Consider the following 21,261-nt stretch of genomic DNA (forward strand, 5'->3'; position numbering starts at 1 on the left):
TAGCATGAGCTTTGAAGTAATTCCTGCCGTTGATATGAGGAACGGCAAGTGCGTACAGCTTGTTCAGGGAGTTCCGGGAAGCGAGATGATCTCACTGGATGACCCCGTGGCAGTGGCAAAGGACTGGGTGTCACAGGGTGCAAAGACCCTGCACTTAATAGATCTTGATGGTGCCATAGAAGGAAAGCGCAAGAATGCACCCATCATTAAGAGGATAGTCGAAGAATGCAAGCCACTTGGCATGGAGATCCAGGTAGGTGGAGGGATCCGCTCTTTTGAGAACGCAGCCGAATTGCTGGAACTCGGTGTGGACAGGGTCATACTCAGCACAGCCGCCATAAACAACCCCCCGCTTGTGAAGGAACTTGCCGATGCTTTTGGCAGCGAACACATCAATGTTGCACTTGACTCAAAGGACGGAAAGGTCTCCATAGAAGGATGGAAGAAACAGTCCGAATTCACAGCTGTTGAAATGGGGATCCAGTTCGAAGAGCTGGGAGCAGGAAGTATCCTTTTCACCAACATAGACAACGAGGGACTACTTCAGGGCGTGAACACAAAGCCCACTGAAGAACTGGTGAGATCAGTGAACATCCCCGTGATAGCATCAGGTGGAGTTACTGGTCTTGATGACCTCATAGCATTGAAGAACACAGGTGCAAGGGCAGTGGTTGTAGGCAGTGCATTATATACCGGAAAGTTCACACTTCCAGAAGCAATAAATATTATCAGTTCTGACGTATAAAAGGACAGAAATATCAGGAAACAGGTGCACCCATGAGAAAAGCAAGCATATCACGAAAGACCAGCGAGACCGACATCAGTATCGAGCTGGACCTTGATGGGAAGGGGATTGCAGACATCAGCACAGGGGTCGGTTTCTTTGACCACATGCTCACCGCATTCACAAAACATGGGAATTTCGACCTTACTATCAAGGCCATCGGTGATCTCATAGTTGATGACCATCACCTCATAGAGGACACTGGAATCGTCCTTGGCCAGGTGATCGCAGAAGCACTTGGTGACAAGGCAGGCATTGCAAGGTTCGGAGAAGCACGCATCCCCATGGATGAGGCACTTGCGACCGTAGCACTTGACCTGGGTGGACGCAGTTATCTCGTCATGGATGCGGAGTTCCGGGCTCCCAAAGTAGGGGAGTTCAGTACCCAGATGGTTGATCACTTCTTTGAGGCGATCGCACAGAATGCAAAGATAAACATGCATGCCCATGTCTATGGAGACAATGACCACCACAAGATAGAGGCTCTTTTCAAAGCATTCGCCTATGCATTCAGGAGAGCTGCCATCATCGAAGGAGAAGGAATCAAGAGCACAAAAGGTGTGCTCTGATCATTTACTTTATAATTTTACTTTTTTAATATAGTGCCTTAATCAGAACTTACTTCTTAATTTATCATAGAAAACCTGTTCTTTTCCTGTTGTCTTCCGGGATAGACGCTCCACGATCAATTCAGGAGTACTCTTTGCAACATAATTGTAGCGTGGACTCCTGTCAACAATCAGATTCAGTTCTGGATCGAGTCCACTTGCCTCGATCCCGTCCACCCTTATGTCGCACGTCGTGTTCTCCATGATCTGTTCTGAAAGGTGGGATACGAATATGGACATTGTGCCACTGTTCTCACTAAGCACTTCCAGGATACCCGCCATGATCTTTGCAGAGGCACCTGGCTCGGTTATTGATTCCAGTTCATCTGCCAGCACGAATTTTTCAGATTCATCGGCAACAACTGAGAACTCAGTAAGTGTTGTCTCGAATGCCCCTGCATCAAGAGTTCCCTTTGACTTGGCAAAGTAGTAAAAAGAATCCGTAAGAGAGAGTTCCATTGCCTCAGCAGGTACCGGGAAGCCCATATGTGCAAGGATAATACTCTGTGCCAGAAGTTCCAGAAGTGATGTCTTACCTCCTGAGTTAACACCACTCAACAAGACTACCTTACTCGTTTCATCTTCCGGGCTGAACTTGTTCTCACCCACTGAATAATCAATTGGTATCACATCACCATGCCTGGAAAGCAGGAAAAGGTTCCTTCCGCCTTTGAAGCCGATTCCCGTGTTGTCCGATATATCGGGCATGACAAGACCATATTCAAGTGCAAAAGAACCGATGGCAAAGCCCACATCGAAATCAAGAACCTCCTTAGCCAGTTCCCTTGATAGCTCCCGGTAAGAAGAGAGTATACGAGAAACATCACGCTTATGGTCGAATTTCCTTTTCCGGGCCTTTTTATCCAGATAATGCTTCAAAGCGGTGAGGCTATCAACATCGGCCTCTGCAGGATGTGTGATATCTTCCGGGAAAAGAGAATCGACCATCAGTCTTTCTTTCTTCTCCAATTGAAGATCAGTGCATATCCGCTCCACTCCCTGTTTGATAATGGAGTGATAGCTCTTGTGAAGTGTCTTACCAAGCATTTCCTTAAGTTCAATGGAACCGTTCATGACCTTCAGCATATCCTGACCACTTAACGTCATCTGGCTCTTTTCAAGGCACGAGTTCAGTTCATCATTGACAAAGGCCACTGAGTCTGAAACAGAAGATTGGAGTCTTTCGATCGCGCTGGTGATCCGGTCCAGTTCTTCATCAGTCCCATGAACAATATCCCCATCCTCATCGATCAGGGACAACGTAGAGGCAAGCAGTTCAAGGGTATCATCATCCATCCTGTCAAAGAAACGGATACCTCTGGAGCGTAGCAACCTTACGACCTTTATAGATGATTCCAGTGACTTCAGATTTCGGGAGAATGCGAATATCTCCTTTTCCGGTATAACCTTGAAATCCTCAAGGTCCTCAAGATCAGTAATGAATTCAGGCTCCACATCCTCAGGGAAATCGAAGGCCAGATAATCATCACCTACGGCGATCACCTGCGAGAATCCCCGGGAAACATCGATAAACTCTGAAAGAGAACGGGTGAAATGAACATCAATAAGGCCTGCAAAACGTTTTCTCGCATACTCATAGTTGTCCTGGTCGGATGTGATAATGACCCTGTCCCGCACCTTAGGGTACTGATGTTTGAAATTAAGCTGTGATACCTTAGGAAGCAACTCTGCGACAGATCCATCTCCTTCAAGGACAGTTGCCGTTTCCATGTAATAAGTGACAGAATTACGGATCTCCATGATCTTTTCAGCTTTAGTAGCAGGATATGGGAAGAACACATGCAGTTTATCCTTCGAGTAACGAGTGTGGGCAAATTCCTTGATAAGGTCAAGAATTTTCTCATAGACATCCATGGATTCCCCTGTCCTCAGGAAATCAGTAACGTTCACACCTTCCACCCTGGAAGCTACATCCTGTATAAGAGAGATGGCATAACGTTGCCCAATACCTTCCACCTCAGAGATGCTGGCGATATCACCGGCAAGTATAGCATCAAGTGCCTGCCCCTCACTTCCAAAATGTTCAACAAAGCGTTTCGACATCTTATCCCCTATACGGGGAATGTCCTGTAGTGTTCTGACCTCGGCTAACATCATACCTCCGAATGGGATGCAAAACTATCCAATGTACAATTTGCAATTCCCCTTTCAACCTTGTAGCTATCCCTCTCTGACATCTTGCTCATGGATGCAGAAGCCTTAGGTTGTAACTGTCTTGCATGACCTTTGTTCCTTCTTTTAGGGATGAACTGTGAATCATAATACATATCCCACAGGTCATCCACCTCATCGCACTTGTCTGCAAATTCCAGGCTTCCTGCGAGAGATGAAGCTACCTGTGTATAATGCTCCAGCCCCACATGACCTCCATTGCCGATCCACGCAACATCCCCTTCTATCACAGAGACCGGAAGGTCGGGATTCTTCCTTGCGAGCCAGCGGCAGAACATGTCACCGATCTGATGAGGGGATTCCACTTTCACAGTGAGCACACCATTAACAGAATACGGACGGGCAAACATGCATAAGCGGTGATATGAACGGCTCACATCACGCATGTAATTATAATACTTCTTACCTGTGGCACTCTTCCCGGAGTAAAGCAGTTCAGCATTGCCCCTGCAGGAACACAGGAAATGTACAAGCTCTATAGCTCTTGAGCTTCTATGTCTCAGCACCAAAGATACATATCCTTCAACATCAGGATCTCGCTGGAACATCCTGGGATGCTGCTTCCCAAAAAGATGCCCTGTCAGCTTAGTGGTATCCACACTACCCCTGAAACCAAGGGCTTTGACCTTTTCTATGCCGGAAAAATCCATCTTTTGCTGCAGATCCTCCCTGTCCTTCGCAGACATGAGTTCGCATCCAGGATCCTCCGCTACCTCCATACATGCAAGGAGAACACCTTCCACCGTTTCCCTGAATGCCACTATCATGCTCCCACCCCTGCAAAAGAGAACAGGTTAGTCTGCCTTTTTCCGTTTATCTCGATGAAAGGACGTGCACGACCGAGTACAACACCCATACGTGCAAGCTCCTTTTCCGAACTTACAGGCCTTGACTGAAGGATCCGGTTAGCTCCCACCGGACCGATTCCCGGTACCCTGAGAAGGTCCTCCCTGCTTGCAGTGTTGATATTCACAGGGAACATATCGGGACTGCATGAGGCAAGTAGCATCTTCGGGTCTGCATCAGGCAGAAATCCGTTGTCATCAAGAACACTGTCAAGGTCGCGTGCGGTCAGACCATAATCCTTCAAAAGATAGGATGTCTGATACAGCCTCACCTCCCTCCACAGAGGTGATGCCTCGTTGTTCTCAAGAGGAGTGAACGGAACCGGGTCAAAGCTCATGAAATAAGGCCTCCTTAGTTCGTATTTATCCATGAACCTCTCGACAGTCCCTATGATCTCCCTGTCAGGTTCCTGTAATGCGCCCACTACGAACTGCGTGTCGTTGGCACCTATTATCCTTCCCCTGAAACCTGCCTCACGTCTTTTCTTATTGATGAGGTCACGCGTCCATTGTAAACGCTGGAGTACATCGTTCTTATAATCGAAATTCGGACATATTTCAGAATAGTTCATTGAACTGGTGGTCTCTGCGTTCACACCGAACTTATTCGCAGTATCAGCGATCTCCTCAAGAAGATACTTCGGGGTACCCGGCATCACACGTATGTGTATGTAACCGGTAAAGCCCTGGTTGCGCAGAAGACTTGCAACCTCCAGTTGTTTCTCAGCCGTCCTTTCTGCATCTCCAATTACGCCAGATGACAGGAACAGGCCCTCTATTGCATTCCTTCTATAGAAGGACCATGTTATCTTCACGATCTCCTCAGGTGTAAGTGATGCACGCACAGAGTCCCTGCCACATCTGTTAGGACAATACGTACACTCCCCTGAGCACGCATTGGTCATCAGTGTCTTATAGAGCTGTATGCAGCGTCCATCCGGTCCAAAGGCATGACAGACAGCACTCTGGTTGCAACTGTCATACTTCGTGCCCTCGGACAATACTCTCATCCTTTCCATAAGCGTCATATGGTGCTCATTAACAGGATTTCTGTGACTCATCGATCAGGAATATGCAGGACATGGATATAAGGAACTGGCAAGCGGGGTGAAAGTATTATCCATGGCTGCCATCGAAGAGAACGAAGGACATCATAGTGAGGGAGTCCACAATATAGTTCAGTAAAGAGAAAAAAGAGAGGATAGAAATACAAAGAAGAGACAGGAGATATAAAATGAATAGATGTAAGAGGACTATTCCTCTTTTATCTTCACATTCACTTTCAATATGCTTATTGGCTCAAGTTTCTTCCACATGACGGTGGAGTCCTTATCAAAAACGAACTCGTTGACATTCTGATCAGAGAATTCGCCATTGACCTCGTAGATGAAGAAGCCATCTTCACCGTTGGTGGACACGACATTATCCTGACCGTGGACATTCTTGACCTCCACAACAGCAGCCTTCTTAAGTGTTTCAAGAAGAGTAGCACCTTTTTCAACTTCTACAGTCCTTGCAGGTGCGAATATATCAAGTGCATGGAAAATATTCTTGTTATTGAGTTGCAGGACATGTGTCTTGCCATATACCTTACGCTGAATAAGGTCTGCAGCTTCCAGAATGTTCGCATGCTTTGCAGCAACCGGAACAGAAATGCACAGCTCCCTGGCAAGCTCTGATATATGCATCTCGCCCTCAGTAAGCTTCTGCAACATCCTGAGTCTGGTCTCGCTTCCAAGAGCACTGAACAGTTTCAAACGGTCTGCGTTCTCCTGGTCCATAGAATCATTGTTATCATTAGTGCTCATAATTAGAAGTAATTGTTGTGACTTATATATAGGTTTCTATGTAAACCAGTCAGTAAACAGTTCAATTTTGAGTGAAAGATAAATATATACAAAAATATGAGTAAAAATGGGAAGATAATATATGGGATCATTCCGAATAATATCATCCGTGTAAAGCTCTTTTCTGTGTAGCTATCTTCTCATCAAGGGAAGAAAGATCGGTCGAAATGAACTCATGTGTCAGGAAAGCAGGAGAAACGAGATTAATGATCTCACGACATCTATTGCTTGTAAAAGGCATATGATGGTCCATCTGTTCAAGGACCCCTATTGTAGAAATGAGACGTTCATGAAAGGACATTTCATCAAAACCTTCCGGGACCCCCATTTCCAGAGAACTCCGCATATACTCACCTGAGAGACTGCAATGGAAATGCATACCTTCTATCTTTTCTATGAACTCGTCCGAATGAGCAGAAAGGACATCAAGAACCACATCTATAGCACAATCCTCATTTTCACAGCGCATTGTCGCATTCATCAGATGTCCCGTGTCAAGTATGAATGCCCAGTTATCAAAATCCAGCATATCAGCAAAGTGCTCCACGTTCATCGGCTCAAGGAAAGTAAGTCCCGGCCACCAGAGGTTCTCAAAGAAAAGACGTACTGGCGGTTCACCACCAGGATACCTGGAGACTGCTTCGTTGAGGAAGTCTGCTGTCGTCTGGAGAACATCGTGGTCTGTGCAATCAAAGCAGCGTGTGAAGACCTGCTCCATTTCAGCATAGGAAACATGGAACACACCATATGAGACATCCAGCTTAGCTGCGTTCTCAAGAGAAGCACAGAAATTATCTATGACCTCGGCTTTGCTCCCTCCTCCGAAAACATAGACCTTCTCGAACTCCTCCATCTCCTGAGAGAATGCTGAAGGGTCTGTCCATGCCCTGTGGCGCCCCATCCAGTATGGAAGATGAACACTTTCTATAATGTCCACCGGAATATCCGGAAGGGGTGATGAATCCACAAATAGCTCCACACCATCGAGATCATGTCTTACAAGGAAATTCCTTATCAGATCCCAGTTAGAATCGAACATCCCCATGTCAGACTCGTAAAGGGACAGGTTCATCAGTTCTTTCATGATCACACCTTTAAAATTACATCCTTATCCGGGATAGGAACCTATCATCGGGAACTGCAGACCCCTTCAGTATTACAGTTCTTTGCCATCCATGCAGTGACACGTATCCAGTTCTCGATTATGGAATCCTTCTCATCTGTCAGGACCTCAAAAGGTATCGAGGCCTCCATCTCAAGCATCATTGGCAGGCCCTTCATGATAGAAACAGCTACCCTCCTGCCGGCAGTTTCCGGTATGAGTCCCCATGAGATCTCATCCACTATATGCAGGATGGAACCTGTTGCTCCGACAAGTACTGGATTCCGGGATAATTCCCTGAGTATCTTGAAAAAGGTCGCCTTGCGGTTATCACCTTCCATATGTGAGGCTACCTTCCAGTAATGCCCCTCATCGATACCAAACCTCTCAAGCCTCACAAGCATATCCCTCTGTGAGAGGACCGTGAGGTCGGACTGAAGTTCAAGGGCCTTGTGGGTGCACTCAATGACAACCTTACCAATAAGCTCCCCTAATTTGGAATGATGTCCGGCATCAGTCAACAAAAGAGAGCTTGTACCATCCGATACCACAGCCATCATATCAGTACCCGAACCAGTAGCGATACCTGTAGAATATCGACTGGGTGCCATGAGTTGCTGCAGAGCTGCGGTCTTGGCCTCCGTTGCAGTGATGACCGCCCTTTCCATTGCATAGACGGGAAGGTCTGCACCGATCACCAGAATGGTGTTTATGGTACCCTGAATGAACTGATGTGAACCGTCCTCCTGATAATAAGATGCAGGGTCTCCGGCACGACCGCCATTGACCTCGATACCTGCGGTCATGATAGCCGTCACTTCCACACCACGGAAGGAACTCGTCACTATTGCAACATTATCCATGTTAGCAGCGGTCAGAAGCCCCGAAGATGTGTCAGGGTCCGCACCCAGTCTTTTTGCAATAATAGAAAGATACGCATGAATGCTTCCCCCTTCCAGCTCCTTTGGAGCATGCTTACCTTTTGGAACCCTGTGATTGAAGATGGTCCTTATGTCCTCCCTGTATCCGCCATTAAGCCAGGATGTGGTAAGTGCTTTCCTTCCTTCCGGCAGACTGAGGACGATAGAATCCTTGCGACGGTAGACCTTCTCCTTACCGGTAGTCTCGAAAAGAAGGAGATCCTTTTCTTCCTGATCATTTCCCCGGGACTCATGTCCACCCTGGTCTTCTGCGTTTGTGATTCTATCTGTCATGGATACCTCTTATTTTGAGTCACGGTCCTGACAGGGCATCCATTGAAAAGGGACAAAGGATACACAGGACATAAAAATGTATATCCGTGTATCTTAAATATCTTTTGAATTACAGGTACACATTACTTATTGTATACCCGTGCAAAAGCACCGAGATCAAGAATATCTATCATCCCATCATCGTTGAAATCCGCCCATTCACCAGATCCCGTTGTGGTTGTATCATAGATGCGGGCAAATGCACCTAAATCAATAATATCTACCATTCCATCATCGTTAGAATCGCCTTTCATTCCTGAACTCTCTTCATTGACGGTCCAGGCCCATGTTCTTGATACATCCCCTTCTGAACCCGATGCCACCACCTTTACCTGATAGGTACCGGAAGCAGGCGGAAGTATCTCAAAGTATGAAGACAACACATCAATCTCGGTCTTCAAATTCTCCTCGTCAAAGTACCAGGAAATATCACATTCATAGTTTGCCGTGACTGAAAATGTGATGGGCTCTACACCGGACACGACCGTATCATCTGAGGGACTGGAAGAGATCAGCTCCAAAGGTTCACTTACAGCATCATTCCAACCGAAATCCTGTGTGTACATGGCAACGTTGCTATAACCGGAGTATTCCCCTACCCAGATACCTATACCTATCTCGTTATAGTCAGGACTGAGTATGTTCGCCCTGTGGCCGGGAGATGACATAAGGTCCTCATGGGCTGCAACAAGGTTTGGAGGGTATCGCATGGCAATATTCTCACCTGCGTATTTGATAGTATAACCTGCATTTATCAGCCTTTCCGAAAAAGCGGTGCCATCATAGGAATCATGCGAAAAATAATCCTTTTCGATCATCTCTTTACTATGTTCACTTGCAGCTTCATTCAAAACAGCATTGAACTTCAATGGTGCCAGACCATGTTCTGCTCTTTCCTCATTGATAAGGTCAAGCATCTCCTGCTCCTCTGCAGCATATTCACCACTGGCACCTGCGATCCCGACCAGGATACTAAAAATAATGGTCAGGACAATAATTGTTTTTCTTGTTCTTGACATATAAACCAAATAACCTGTAGTTGATTATTTGGATATAAATAAGAGAGTATATATAAATATTGTATTAAAATAATGCGCCAGTTGAATTATCGACAATGAAAGAGGCATTATGCCCTCAGTTCCTCATGCTCGGGCAATTTATGCATAACATCAACATTCCTTCCTGACCTCAACAGCCTGCCAACGTAGATCCTGGCCCATACAAAGATGAAAAAGGAACCCATGATGTTACCTACAACCATTCCCCACCAGATGCCTGTAAGTCCCTGGCCAAGGGTGAAAGCGAAGAACAGCGTGAAGATAGGAGTGAATATAAGGACACGCAATATGGTTGCAAAGAGGGCACTCAGACCCTTTCCAACTCCCTGGAAAAGAGCCGATGAGAGCATTCCAAGGGAAACTGCCGGATAGAATATGCAGATTATCCTGAGGAAGGTGATAAGGTCATCTGTGATATGTGCAGCACTTTCTGAAAGAGTGAAAACGGCAGCTATCTGTGGAGCAAGGACGAAGGTAAAGACAGCTATCCCTGTCTCAACAAGAAGACCCACCTTTATGGAGTATATATGGGAGAAAGATACCTTGTCGTATGAACCCTCACCATATGCAAAACCGGTCATAGTGACCACAGCCGTTGCAACACCTATCAGAGGAGCGATCGCAATGGTGACAACACGCCATCCGACCGTATAGACTGCCACACCATCGGTATCACTGACAGCTATTATGATCACGTTCATCAAAAGCATCATCAGGGCCATTGAGGTCTGCTGAACAGAAGCAGGGATGCCGACCCTGGATATATCCCTGAGGATGTCCTTTCTAAAAACGAAGCCTTTGAGATCGAATGAAAGATATGTGTCCTTCCTGAAAAAGAGCCAATTTGACATCAAAACAGCGGTCACACCCATGGATATTACAGTAGCCCATGCAGCACCTGTGACACCCATATCGAGTGTGTATATGAACAACGGATCAAGGATGATGTTCAGTACAGAACCCAATATCATGGCAGTCATTGCCCTCCTGGTATCACCTTCACTGCGAAGGATCGCATTCGCTACATTGGTGAAGAAAAGAAGGATACTGCCACCAAAGATGACACGGCCATAGGAACTCGCCATACCGGCGGTCTTTCCGGCACCGATCAACACGAAGACAGGTTCTGCAAATATATAGAGCGGTATTGTGAAGGCAGCTGCCAGCAGGACCATCAGGACCATGCTATGGACCGCTACATTGTCAGCACCTTTCTTGTCCCTGGAGCCGAGCCTGCGGGATATCGCCGAACCGGCACCCACACCAAGACCATTTGAAAGAGCAATGATAGTGAAGAAGAACGGAAAGACAAAACCTACGGCTGCAAGGGCATCGGCACCAAGTCCTGAGACCCAGAATGTATCCACGAGATTGTACAGGGTCTGGACCGACATGCCAAGCATCATCGGCAGTGCCAGTTTGACAATAGCCTTTTTCGGGTCACCCAGCAGAGCCTTCATTCCGACAGTTGTCTTGCCAGGTCCGGGACCTTTAGCGTCCTTATCGATCATTTGAAGCCTTCTTTATTTCATTCTCTTCTGCAATGTTCATTGCTGCTTTTCCGATCAGAGAGATGAACATGGCTTTCTCTTCTTCACTGAAACCCCTGAGAAGCACATCGTTCAGCTTTGTGCTGATGCTGAACAATGCAGATTCCATCTCACGTCCTTTGTCGGTGAGGAAAACACAATACGCACGCTTATCATTGGGGTCTCTTTTCCTTGAGACATAACCCATTTCCTCAAGCTTGTTCACTGAACGGGTGATAGTTGCCCTGTCATATCTCAACATGCTGGCAAGTGATTCCTGACTGACCCCTTCGTGATGCAGTAAACGCATGAAGAACGGGAACTGTCCGCTGCCGATACCATATGGCTCCAGCTCTTTTGAAAGGTAGATATTTATCGATCGGAAAAGATGAGAGATGTCCCTCCCTATGGATTCATGTTTGTTGATACAGCTGATCGGTCTACTGGCGGTGTCGGTCATGGGATGTCACCTGGCGGTCATATCAAATATTGTTGCATTAGCAATTATTGCATATGCAACTATCTAATAAAAAGACATCCATCTAAGAAAAGTACCTGGAATTACGACCAACAAGAAGTCAGTCAACAAAAAGCTCGACACCCATCAGTTCAAGGAAGATCTCCTCAAGTGATGGAACGATAGTACGCATCTCAACGATGTCCCCACCTTTTACTGCAACCCACTTGGTTGTCCGGTTGACGACATCGATGTCATTGGTGATGACAATATAGTTCCCATCTGCTTCCTTTACATCGGAGATGGTGTAATCCTCGATATCATCCACCTTGAACTCAAGGCGGTACTGGATCTTTCCATACTCCTTACGGATCTCCTCGGCACTGCCAAGGGTTACCAGTTTACCATTCTTGATGATAAGGATCCTGTCACAGAGACTCTCTACCTGATACAGGTTGTGCGCACTGAATATGATAGTCTTCCCTGACTGTTTCAGTGAACGTACATAGTCCGTGATATAGCGGGAGGTCATGGGATCCAGACCTGATGCCGGTTCATCATATATCAGGATGTCAGGGTCATTGATAAGTGAACGTGCTATGGCTACCTTACGTTTCATACCCTTTGAAAGGTCACCTATCTTCTTGCCATCGGCATTGAGGGCAAGGTCAAAGAGAAGGTCACGTATCCTCTTCTTTGCACGGTCCTTTGGAACAGAATACAGTTCTGCGAAGAACATCAGATAATCGTCTACGGTCATACCCTCATAGAGAGGAGACTCCTCCGGCAGGAAACCAAGGAACGACTTGATCTCCACGGCGTCCTTTGAGATATCCAGGCCCTTTATGTAGATGTTACCGGAAGTAGGCCGGATAAGACTGCTGAGCATCTTCAGGGTGGTTGACTTACCTGCACCGTTAGGTCCCACTATGCCGAATATCTGCCCTTTTCCCACTGAAAAAGAAAGGTTATCAACAGCAACGAAATCGCCGTATTCTTTCCTGAGTCCGTTAACTTCGATTATACCGGGTTCCACAATAGGACTATATTCGTTACTATATATAAACCGTGTTATAATTATAAACAAAGCTGTGGTGTCAACTGTATCCTTCCAGTTGTAATTATACCTGTAACTCTAAAAATAGAAAGGAGCATAGTTGAGAATAACTATGCACCAACCTTTATTCCTTTATCATATGTACATCCAGCTGAGGGAATGGTATCTCAACACCTTCCTTACCATATGCTGCATGTATTGCTATTGTAAGATCGTTCTTAACTGCCCAGAAATCAGCAGTGTTCACCCATGCACGTAACTGAAGGTTCACAGAAGAATCTGCCAGTGCAGTGGTAACAACTGCCGGAGCAGGGTCAGCAAGCACACGGGAATCCTGTTTGATGACATCAAGTGCCACCTGTACAGCTCGTGGGACATCGGTGGAATAGCTCACACCCACATCAACACCAACCCTTCTGGTTGGCATACGTGTGGCATTGACTATCGGGCTACCCCATACTATCTTGTTGGGAACAGTGATGAACTGGTTATCGGGTGTAAGGAGTTCTGTAGCCATTATGCCGACCGCATGGACCTTGCCAGAAAGACCATTCACTGTTACGAACTCATCCTTATCAAGTGGCCTCAGGGATGCTATCCACACACCTGCAGCCAGGTTGTTCAGCGAATCCTGCATACCAAATCCAAGAACCAGGCCTATGACCGCTGAAAGACCAACGACAACAGAACTGATATCTATGCCAAGAGCACTTACAACTGCAAGCAACACTGCCACATACAGCAATGCTTTCAGGAAACGAACCAGGAACTCGATCACAAGTTCGGGAAGCTTTGTTTTGTGCAGTCCTTTTCTGAACATGCCGGAAAGGATCCCGGCAACTACAAGACCAGCAATCAATACTATCACAGCAAACACGATCTGTGCCACTGTGGTTGACGTATAAGGTATAGTCTGAGCTAAGATATCTGCCATTCTGCCACTCCATAGGAATATATGATAATTACTTATTCATGTTCTCCTGTCTGCATATAATGTTTTTTGATTATATCAGGATTTATGAAATAGCTATTAATATAATAAGCTACTAATAAAATGATAATGGCAGGCTGGTTCACTATCGCGAAGTGGGAACTCTTAAGGTCCAAGCTTAAATTCGACATCAGGTCTCTGATAATACTGACCCTATCCATGATACTGGTAATAGTGGTCTCCTATGCAGCATCCCAGACAGGGATGAGCATGAACCAGAAGATATACCTTGCTGCCGTATCACAGCCCGATGTCCAGCCGATCATCGCCACAGACCAGCGCTTCGATCAGATAATGGTGGACCGGTTCACCGCAAGTACCTATTACGAATATGGTGCTGACATAGGGATCATCGGAAATAATGTCTACGTCGGAGATACACGCAAGGCAGCAGCTGCCGGAGACGCACTGGAGAACACCTTTACAACATACAGGGAACTGGTGCTTACTTCCTATAATGATGTTAACAACAGTCACCCTGTATGGGTAACTGTCCATGACCTCGAAAGACCCCAGACCTTCCAGCTCGCAGGTGCAGAAGAAACAGCACAGAGTTTCACAAGCAGGTTCAATGAGACAACAGGTCTTCCGGAGGGAGTTGAAGGAGAGAGCACTGGAGGCACCGATGGAGAAGCCAGTGGATCAGTAAGGACCGGATCATCGACCATATCACCAGAGGAGATAGCAGCCCTTGATGAGATGGAAGGAAAGACTTTCTTTGAGAAACAGACACTTTCAACACCTACCAACTTCTCACCACCGATACCGTTCACAGCCATACTCTATGCGTTCCTCTTCATCTTCCCGATATATTTCGTCTCACAGTTCTATTCCACCAGCCTGATGGATGAACGTACGAACAGGAAAGGAGAACTTGTACTGGCAGCACCACTCAGGGGAAGGGATGTTGTCATCGGCAAGACAGTACCATATCTTCTGATCACAATGCTGATACAGACAGCCATCACGCTCTATATCATAGGAGTTCCCACAGACCTTGCAGGTCTTGAGAGGATATTCCTGGTACTTGCAGCCATATTCCCTGTCATACTGCTATTCTTCGCACTCTCATTCTACAGTGCTATACTTTCAAGGAGCTTCAAGGAACTGACATTCGCAAGCGTCTTCCTGTCAGTTGTGATATCAGGATACCTGTTCTTCCCTGCAATGTTCGCGAACATCCATGCCGTAAGTTCCATCTCACCAATAACACTCATAGTCAGGCTCATTGAAGGTGAAACTGTACTGATGAACACATATCTGTTCTCTACCCTTCCGTTCTACTTCGTAGCTATCTCAACATATGCGTTCGGAACATTCATCTTCAGGGAAGAGGACCTGTTCACACAGAAGCCCATCAGCGGGAAGATCGTGGACTGTTTCGAGATGTTCCTTGCATACCCGTACGGCTCAGTGTTCCTGCTGAGTATAATATTCATTCCTTTTGTCTACATGACACAACTGATGCTCATTGTCATGCTTTTCAACCTGCCTTTACCATACTCCATAATCGCAATGATAGTTCTTTCCGCAATGGCCGAAGAACTCGTAAAGACAGTAGGTATATACACACTGTTCAAGAGAAAGATAGCTGCCATAAATTTGAAGAACGTAGCGAAGTATTCAATACTTTCAGGAGCAGGTTTCTTCGTTGGAGAAAAGGCTGTTGCCGTCCTCACACTGGCACCTATCGCAAGTTCTGCATTCGGTTCTGTGATGACAATGGGTGCATTGCTACTTATTCCACTGGTACTTCACACTACCACTATACTTGTCAGTTCACTGGTGATGTACAAAGCGGGAACACGTTACTATCTTGTATCCGTGGTCCTGGCAACCCTTGTTCACAGTATCTATAACATATTCATTCTCAGGGGGTTGTTCTTTTGATCAGGCTCGGTCCTTCCGGAAGCAAAATGAAGACCATCGCAAAGAAGGAGTTCAAAGAGCTTCTAAGCGAGAAGACCTTCATCCTCGCCATTGTGATCCAGCTGTTCATAGCGTCGTTCTCCACATTCCTTGTGATCGGGCTCACCTCATTCTATGACCCGGGCATGTTGAACAATGTTGAGATGGAAAGTACATCCATAGCAGTGGTGGGCCTTGAAAGTGATGAGCTTTACCAGATATTGCAAGAGGAAAGGAATGTCAAAACATACCTCTATAATGACTTCAGGATGGCTTACACGGATTTCTTTGACCGCAATGTTGATGCTATCATCGTTGCTCCCGCGGGGACAGCCGAAGGAACGGGGCTTTTGAACGTTGACATATACCTGCCGAAATCTGAGATCAAGGCAACAGTGGTCTCCCTGCAACTCAAGGAACCACTGGAGAGATACGAACAGAGTGTAAGGGATGTAAGAACACAGAGACTTGAAGGATACGAACCTATCGAGTTCAATATTATAAAGAGAGAGATAAGGACCACTTCAACATATTTCGAATTCATATATGTGGCACTCCTGCCTTTACTTGTATTCACACCAGCATTCATTTCAGGCGGACTTATAGTTGATTTCATCACAGAGGAATACGAACGCAAGACCATGGAACTGCTTTTAGTATCTCCTGCCTCCATGAAAGAGATAGTCAGTGGGAAGGCCTTCCTTGCAACATTGATAGTTCCGTTGCAGTCGCTGGCCTGGATGTTGCTGTTGTCAATGAACTGGATACGCATACATAATCCAGTACAGATACTCCTTGTTGTGACGATAGTAGCCTTCATACTGGTCATGGCAAGTACCATGATATCCATACTGTTCAGGGACAGGGGAGTTGCACAGCTTCTCTATTCACTAATACTGATATTCCTGTTCATGTCATCATACCTGTTCACGAACTCACCACTCAACCTTGTCACACGTCTTTCCATTGAAAGCATAGGTGCTCTGGAATCATGGACATGGATCGGCATCTATGCAGCGGTGGGATTTTTCCTTTACATCGCTATGTTAACAGTTGTAAAACACGATCCAAATAACATTTAAAACATAAAAATACATAAATGATAGCTGATGCCAATTAAAAAGTTGTTTTCTGTTATTTTCATCCTCCTTATACTTACATCCAGTGTCAACGCCCTTGGCATCAGGGAAGAGGACATATGGATATTCCAGGGTGCCTATGAACTGGGCACAGGGGACAGGGCATATCTTGAAGGGGCCATGCTCAAAGTACATGAGATAGATACCTCTGATGAACCAACCACAACCCTGCTGATATACAGGAACTCCGTCTTCAAGAAAGCTTTCGAAGCAGATACCGGCCTTAACAATGAGTACATATACGACAGTGAGCTCAAGATAGATATCATAGGGATCGATAACGGAAAAGTCTCCCTTGAGATATACAAGAAAAAGACCGAACTTGTATGGATCACCGACATACCCAAGACATCATTCAGGATAGGAGACTCACTTTCAGGAGATAATTATCGCATTACTTTTACAGGCATCAATGAAGAAGGTGCCCGGATATCGGTTGAATATGATGGCACTGAACTGGAAGGCACCTATGCTTCAGGAGAGAATCAGAAATTCTCAGAGGATTTCATGTTGAACGTCGTGTATCTGAAAAGGGATACCCAGGAGGTCTTCCTTGAGACTCTCAAACCCGGTGCACCTGAGATACATATCGAATCGGCAGCCCTCATTGAAAGTTATGAACCGAACGAGCATGTGGAATACGAACTCATAGTCACCAACAATGGAACCATACCACTACATGGGATCATGCTTACAACTGAATGCGAGGAAGGGGATGTGGAAATAACGACACAGCAACATTCCATACTTGAATCCGGTAAGTCGAAGGTCTTCCAGATAAAAGTAGACCCGGACATCAAACCACTTGGAAATGATGTCAGCATCATCTCAAAGGTACAGGGATACGATTACAAGGGCAACGAGTACAATGCGGAATTAACTACCGTGGCACACGTCAGGCCCTACATCTCCATTGAGAAGGAAGTGATCTCAAAGGACAAGGCATCAGATGACCCCGAGTTTGGAACTGACCGGTATTTCCAGGTACTTATCACTCTTGAGAACAAGGCAAACTTCCCTGTTGCAGCTACGGTCAACGATGAACTACCGGGATCGTTCATCCCGAATGACCTTGATGATACCGAATGGGTCCTGCCCCTGGCTGCAGGAGAAACAAGGACTATAGAATATTTTGCATCACCTACCGAACCGGGAGATTTTACATTCTCACCTGCAACTGTCACATGGAAAGATGGCGGAGAAACATACACACTCACATCCGATGGGACTCCGCAGACATTACACGTGGGAGGTTCAAAGGTGGTCCTGACAAAGAAGATAAGCTCCAGCTACATGTATGTTGGGGAAGAGAATAGCATCCAGCTTATGGTCAGCAACGATGGTGACAGGACCATTGAGGCATCGTTCCGGGAAAGCATCCCTGAAGAGCTTGTATTTGTAGATGGGGATGACTGGTGGCAGGGAACACTTAAAGCAGGAGAGAGCAGGGAGTTCAGTTATACTGTCAGAGCAGAAGCCCAGGGAGAGATATACCTGCCAGGTGCAGAACTGAGCTACACTGATGAGAATGACAGGAAAGAAAAAGCCACTACTGAAGATATATTCCTTTACATAGACGAACCGATCCCTGTGGATGAACCTTACTTTGAGGAGATTGCAGGGGAAGAGAACACCGAATATATCGCTTATCCTGAAAGCACAGAGCAGACCGGGATCACCAGACTTGGAGCTGCAGGCTTCCTTGTATCCTCATTTGTGAGCCTGTTTGCCATTCTGGCACTGGTACCTGCCTTTGCATATTTATATATAATCAGAGTATATAAGTAAAAGGAGTCCTCTACAGGAGATATAAATCATGGATATCATGGCATTCATCGGATCAGCACTCCTTTTCGCAGTATTTGCAGCAGTGGTGCTCTTTGTCCTGATAAACATGTCATCAAGACTTGCACTTGCCATTCTTTTCCTGGCACCCGTGCTTCTAATCCTTTTGATACCCGGCATATCACTCCCTTTCCTTTCATACCAGCATATGTTACTTGCAGAAGGACTTGTACCCATCAATAATTACCATATATTGCTGATGCTCTGGTCAACACTTATAGGATTGATCCTCTACACTGAGTTCCTGACATGGTACATTGCCAGAGGAAGCAGCATAAGAACAAAAAAACCAGGTATAAGTATGAGCCCTGGTTCCAGCCCTTTTGCAACCTTCAGGGAGAACCTGTCCTTTGCTATCGAGCAGGCAAAGAAGGACCTTCAGAAACGTAATTGATATACCCATATCGAATTTTATTTTTTCTTTACTTCCACTTTTGTCAAACTTTATTACAGGTGCAGAGCCTATACAATATGAGGGAAGAATTCTGACAGATGAAGAAGACAAGTTCGTAATAGAAGAGAATACCGAACAGGAAATGATATTTTCACCCTGGAGATCTGCATTCTATTCCCTGGTGTTCCCGGGACTCGGCCAGATGAACAATGGAGAACAGGGAAGGGGATCGTATTATTTTGTTATTACATTCATACTGATAATTTCATCATATCTTGTAATTCCAGCCATTGTACTGGCGATCTTCTGGCCGTATAACATATACCAGGCCTATACCTATGCCAGAAAGAATCAGCTGAAAGACAGAGATGAGCCTGAAAAATAGAAGTAAAAAGGAGTATCTGACTCCTTTTATACGGGGTTGTTACTGTTATAAGGTGCAGCTGCAAGGGATGCAACACTACCCCCGGCGATCTGGTAATATGCCGGCTGGGTGGGTGCGAGCCATACAGCCCCGGTTCCCTCGAATGTCTGAAGATGTCCTTCACCGGAGGTCAGTTTGCTTGCAATACCATTACCTCCCCTTACCACGCTGAAGTTGACCGAATCGGACCTCAGGAGAGCAAAGTTACCATCGACCTGGATCTTCTCATTATCCAGGTTGTATTTCAGGATCTCACCCATTGGAACAGGACTCTCAAGGATACATATACCTGTACCACTGATCTTCGTCTGGAACCAGCCTTCTCCACCACGCAAGCCCGCACTGAGGTTCTTATGGGTCGCAACACCGACTTCCAGAGTTGATTCAGAGCAATAGAAGATGCCCTTGTCAACTATTATAGAACCATTATCCAGTTTTACAATGAGGAAATGGCTGAAACTGGGTTCAAGGAATATCTCACCTGTACCCTTGTAGAGAGGATTGAAGGTTGATTCGTTGGTGAGCTTGTTCTTTATCACCTTCTTTGCAAGACCGCCAACTCCACCTATGTTGGCATCACATGATATGTTACCTTTGAGGAACTGAAGTGCTCCCGGTTCGAGAATAACACCACTGTTGTCAAGTGTGATCTTCACCTGTTTCAGGGACATTCCTGCTTTGTCAGCATAATAGAGATGCTTTGCAAGAGCAGGGTTCTTGCTACCGGTAAGGGTCTTGTACTCAAGGATCTCTGCCTTGAAGTTACCCTTATCTGCACTATCGAGAACATTGATATTATCATAGAATTTTTCTGACATATAACCACATCCAATAAACAGCATCAATAGCCATATACCATTGCTGCAGAGTAAATATATTAGTTAATAGATACTACAAAAGCTTATCTATATGTGTTTTAACCTTTCAGCCCAACATAAGTGAGCAGGACATCAGAAAGGACACAGGGTCTATAATGAGAACAAATCCCAGAAAGTATGGAGATGGTCCTTACAATATTGCAGTCATCCACGGTGGACCGGGGGCTCCCGGGACTGTAGCAGAGCTTGCAATCGGACTCTCGGAGAGATTAGGTAAAGGAGTACTTGAACCTCTCCAGACATCAATGAGCATTGACGGCCAGATCAGTGAACTGAAGAGGATGCTTGACAGGCATGGAAAAAGACCCCTGATAATGGCAGGACATTCATGGGGTGCATGGCTTGCCTTTTTGTTCACCGCACGTTATCCTTCCTATGTCAGGAAACTCATACTCATCTCAAGCGGACCTTTTGAAGAGAAGTATGCAAGCACAGTAATGCAGAAGCGACTTGACCGCATGAGCCGGAGTGAAATAGATGAGTACCTTCATCTCAGTTCAAAGATGAGCGACCCTTCCGTGAGGAATAAGAACCATTTCTTCACCAGGTTCGGAAAGCTCATGTCCTCTGCCGATTCTTTCGACCTTGTACCTTTTGAGGAAACACATCTTGGTTTCCACCATGATGTGAACAAGAGCATCTGGAGCGAGGCAAGTTATCTCAGGAAAAGCGGGAAACTCCTGAGGACAGGGTACCAGATCAAATGTCCTGTGGTTGCCATACACGGCTGCTATGACCCGCATCCATTTGAAGGAGTGGAAGAGCCACTCTCAAGAGTGATAGATGACCTCAGGTTCCATCTTCTGGAAAAATGCGGGCACTACCCGTGGCTGGAAAAACATGCTTCGGAAGAGTTCTATCAGTTGATGGGAAAAGAGCTTTTGTAGAAAAAAGGACGCTGTAGAAATTCCGTACATACAATAAAACCACAGATGAACGCAGATGCACA

At 45.9% G+C, this 21,261-nt stretch carries 20 protein-coding genes; 8 read left to right on the forward strand and 12 right to left on the reverse strand.

Going from position 1 to position 21,261, the window contains the following annotated elements; translation table 11 throughout:
- Positions 1 to 4 precede the first annotated feature (4 nt).
- Together hisA and hisB are read left to right on the forward strand one after the other, a co-directional pair.
- Complete coding sequence (gene hisA, locus V7O63_RS02145; protein WP_340819736.1) at positions 5 to 745, forward strand: 1-(5-phosphoribosyl)-5-[(5-phosphoribosylamino)methylideneamino]imidazole-4-carboxamide isomerase; 741 nt, start codon at positions 5 to 7, stop codon at positions 743 to 745.
- Positions 746 to 777: 32 nt separating this feature from the next.
- Positions 778 to 1,353, forward strand: a complete 576-nt coding sequence (hisB, locus tag V7O63_RS02150; RefSeq protein WP_340819738.1) for an imidazoleglycerol-phosphate dehydratase HisB — start codon at positions 778 to 780, stop codon at positions 1,351 to 1,353.
- Between the two features lie 42 nt (positions 1,354 to 1,395).
- Here the strand turns inward: hisB and V7O63_RS02155 are convergent, their stop codons facing one another.
- The 11 genes from V7O63_RS02155 to V7O63_RS02205 all read right to left on the reverse strand — a co-directional run bounded on the left by V7O63_RS02155 (position 1,396) and on the right by V7O63_RS02205 (position 13,667).
- A complete protein-coding gene (locus V7O63_RS02155; protein WP_340819739.1) occupies positions 1,396 to 3,507 on the reverse strand; it encodes a helix-hairpin-helix domain-containing protein in 2,112 nt (703 codons plus the stop codon).
- Positions 3,507 to 4,352, reverse strand: coding sequence for a DUF4130 domain-containing protein (locus V7O63_RS02160; RefSeq protein ID WP_340819741.1), 846 nt, complete (start codon positions 4,350 to 4,352; stop codon positions 3,507 to 3,509). The genes V7O63_RS02155 and V7O63_RS02160 overlap by 1 nt, the downstream gene beginning before the upstream one ends.
- Positions 4,349 to 5,491, reverse strand: coding sequence for a radical SAM protein (locus V7O63_RS02165; protein ID WP_340819743.1), 1,143 nt, complete (start codon positions 5,489 to 5,491; stop codon positions 4,349 to 4,351). Before V7O63_RS02165 ends, V7O63_RS02160 begins: the two co-directional genes overlap by 4 nt.
- 192 nt (positions 5,492 to 5,683) lie before the next feature.
- Positions 5,684 to 6,238: a winged helix-turn-helix domain-containing protein gene (locus tag V7O63_RS02170; RefSeq protein WP_340819745.1), complete on the reverse strand. Its 555-nt coding sequence runs from the start codon at positions 6,236 to 6,238 to the stop codon at positions 5,684 to 5,686.
- 142 nt (positions 6,239 to 6,380) lie between these two features.
- Positions 6,381 to 7,361: a sugar phosphate isomerase gene (locus V7O63_RS02175; RefSeq protein WP_340819747.1), complete on the reverse strand. Its 981-nt coding sequence runs from the start codon at positions 7,359 to 7,361 to the stop codon at positions 6,381 to 6,383.
- 44 nt (positions 7,362 to 7,405) lie between these two features.
- On the reverse strand, positions 7,406 to 8,593 hold the full coding sequence (locus V7O63_RS02180) for an adenosylcobinamide amidohydrolase (RefSeq protein WP_340819748.1): 1,188 nt from the start codon (positions 8,591 to 8,593) through the stop codon (positions 7,406 to 7,408).
- Between the two features lie 122 nt (positions 8,594 to 8,715).
- Positions 8,716 to 9,651, reverse strand: coding sequence for a CAP domain-containing protein (locus V7O63_RS02185; RefSeq protein ID WP_340819750.1), 936 nt, complete (start codon positions 9,649 to 9,651; stop codon positions 8,716 to 8,718).
- Positions 9,652 to 9,758: 107 nt separating this feature from the next.
- Positions 9,759 to 11,201 (reverse strand): MATE family efflux transporter, encoded by a 1,443-nt coding sequence (locus V7O63_RS02190; RefSeq protein WP_340819752.1) that lies wholly within the window; start codon positions 11,199 to 11,201, stop codon positions 9,759 to 9,761.
- Positions 11,191 to 11,679, reverse strand: coding sequence for a MarR family transcriptional regulator (locus tag V7O63_RS02195; protein ID WP_340819754.1), 489 nt, complete (start codon positions 11,677 to 11,679; stop codon positions 11,191 to 11,193). Before V7O63_RS02195 ends, V7O63_RS02190 begins: the two co-directional genes overlap by 11 nt.
- A 118-nt stretch (positions 11,680 to 11,797) precedes the next feature.
- Positions 11,798 to 12,712, reverse strand: a complete 915-nt coding sequence (locus V7O63_RS02200) for an ABC transporter ATP-binding protein (protein ID WP_340819756.1) — start codon at positions 12,710 to 12,712, stop codon at positions 11,798 to 11,800.
- A 145-nt stretch (positions 12,713 to 12,857) separates the two neighbouring features.
- A complete protein-coding gene (locus V7O63_RS02205) occupies positions 12,858 to 13,667 on the reverse strand; it encodes a mechanosensitive ion channel family protein (protein WP_340819758.1) in 810 nt (269 codons plus the stop codon).
- 120 nt (positions 13,668 to 13,787) lie between these two features.
- Here V7O63_RS02205 and V7O63_RS02210 point away from each other — a divergent pair, with 120 nt between their 5' ends.
- The 5 genes from V7O63_RS02210 to V7O63_RS02230 are packed head-to-tail and all read left to right on the forward strand — an operon-like array spanning position 13,788 to position 19,395.
- The gene (locus tag V7O63_RS02210; RefSeq protein ID WP_340819760.1) at positions 13,788 to 15,614 is read left to right on the forward strand and encodes an ABC transporter; all 1,827 of its coding nucleotides are present in this window, start codon (positions 13,788 to 13,790) and stop codon (positions 15,612 to 15,614) included.
- On the forward strand, positions 15,611 to 16,714 hold the full coding sequence (locus tag V7O63_RS02215) for an ABC transporter permease (protein WP_340819762.1): 1,104 nt from the start codon (positions 15,611 to 15,613) through the stop codon (positions 16,712 to 16,714). The genes V7O63_RS02210 and V7O63_RS02215 overlap by 4 nt, the downstream gene beginning before the upstream one ends.
- 27 nt (positions 16,715 to 16,741) lie before the next feature.
- Positions 16,742 to 18,559, forward strand: coding sequence for a hypothetical protein (locus V7O63_RS02220; RefSeq protein ID WP_340819764.1), 1,818 nt, complete (start codon positions 16,742 to 16,744; stop codon positions 18,557 to 18,559).
- Between the two features lie 28 nt (positions 18,560 to 18,587).
- Positions 18,588 to 19,010, forward strand: a complete 423-nt coding sequence (locus tag V7O63_RS02225) for a hypothetical protein (RefSeq protein WP_340819765.1) — start codon at positions 18,588 to 18,590, stop codon at positions 19,008 to 19,010.
- A 40-nt stretch (positions 19,011 to 19,050) separates the two neighbouring features.
- Positions 19,051 to 19,395 carry a hypothetical protein gene (locus V7O63_RS02230; protein ID WP_340819767.1) on the forward strand — a complete coding sequence of 115 codons (345 nt, stop codon included), beginning with the start codon at positions 19,051 to 19,053 and terminating at the stop codon, positions 19,393 to 19,395.
- 26 nt (positions 19,396 to 19,421) lie between these two features.
- On the opposite strand, the gene V7O63_RS02235 is transcribed toward V7O63_RS02230, so the two are convergent.
- Positions 19,422 to 20,252, reverse strand: a complete 831-nt coding sequence (locus V7O63_RS02235) for an AIM24 family protein (RefSeq protein WP_340819768.1) — start codon at positions 20,250 to 20,252, stop codon at positions 19,422 to 19,424.
- Between the two features lie 155 nt (positions 20,253 to 20,407).
- Here V7O63_RS02235 and V7O63_RS02240 point away from each other — a divergent pair, with 155 nt between their 5' ends.
- On the forward strand, positions 20,408 to 21,199 hold the full coding sequence (locus tag V7O63_RS02240) for an alpha/beta hydrolase (RefSeq protein ID WP_340819770.1): 792 nt from the start codon (positions 20,408 to 20,410) through the stop codon (positions 21,197 to 21,199).
- The last annotated feature ends 62 nt before the right edge of the window (positions 21,200 to 21,261 follow it).

It is taken from the genome of Methanolobus sp. WCC4 (assembly GCF_038022665.1).
Classification (GTDB): Archaea; Halobacteriota; Methanosarcinia; order Methanosarcinales; family Methanosarcinaceae; genus Methanolobus.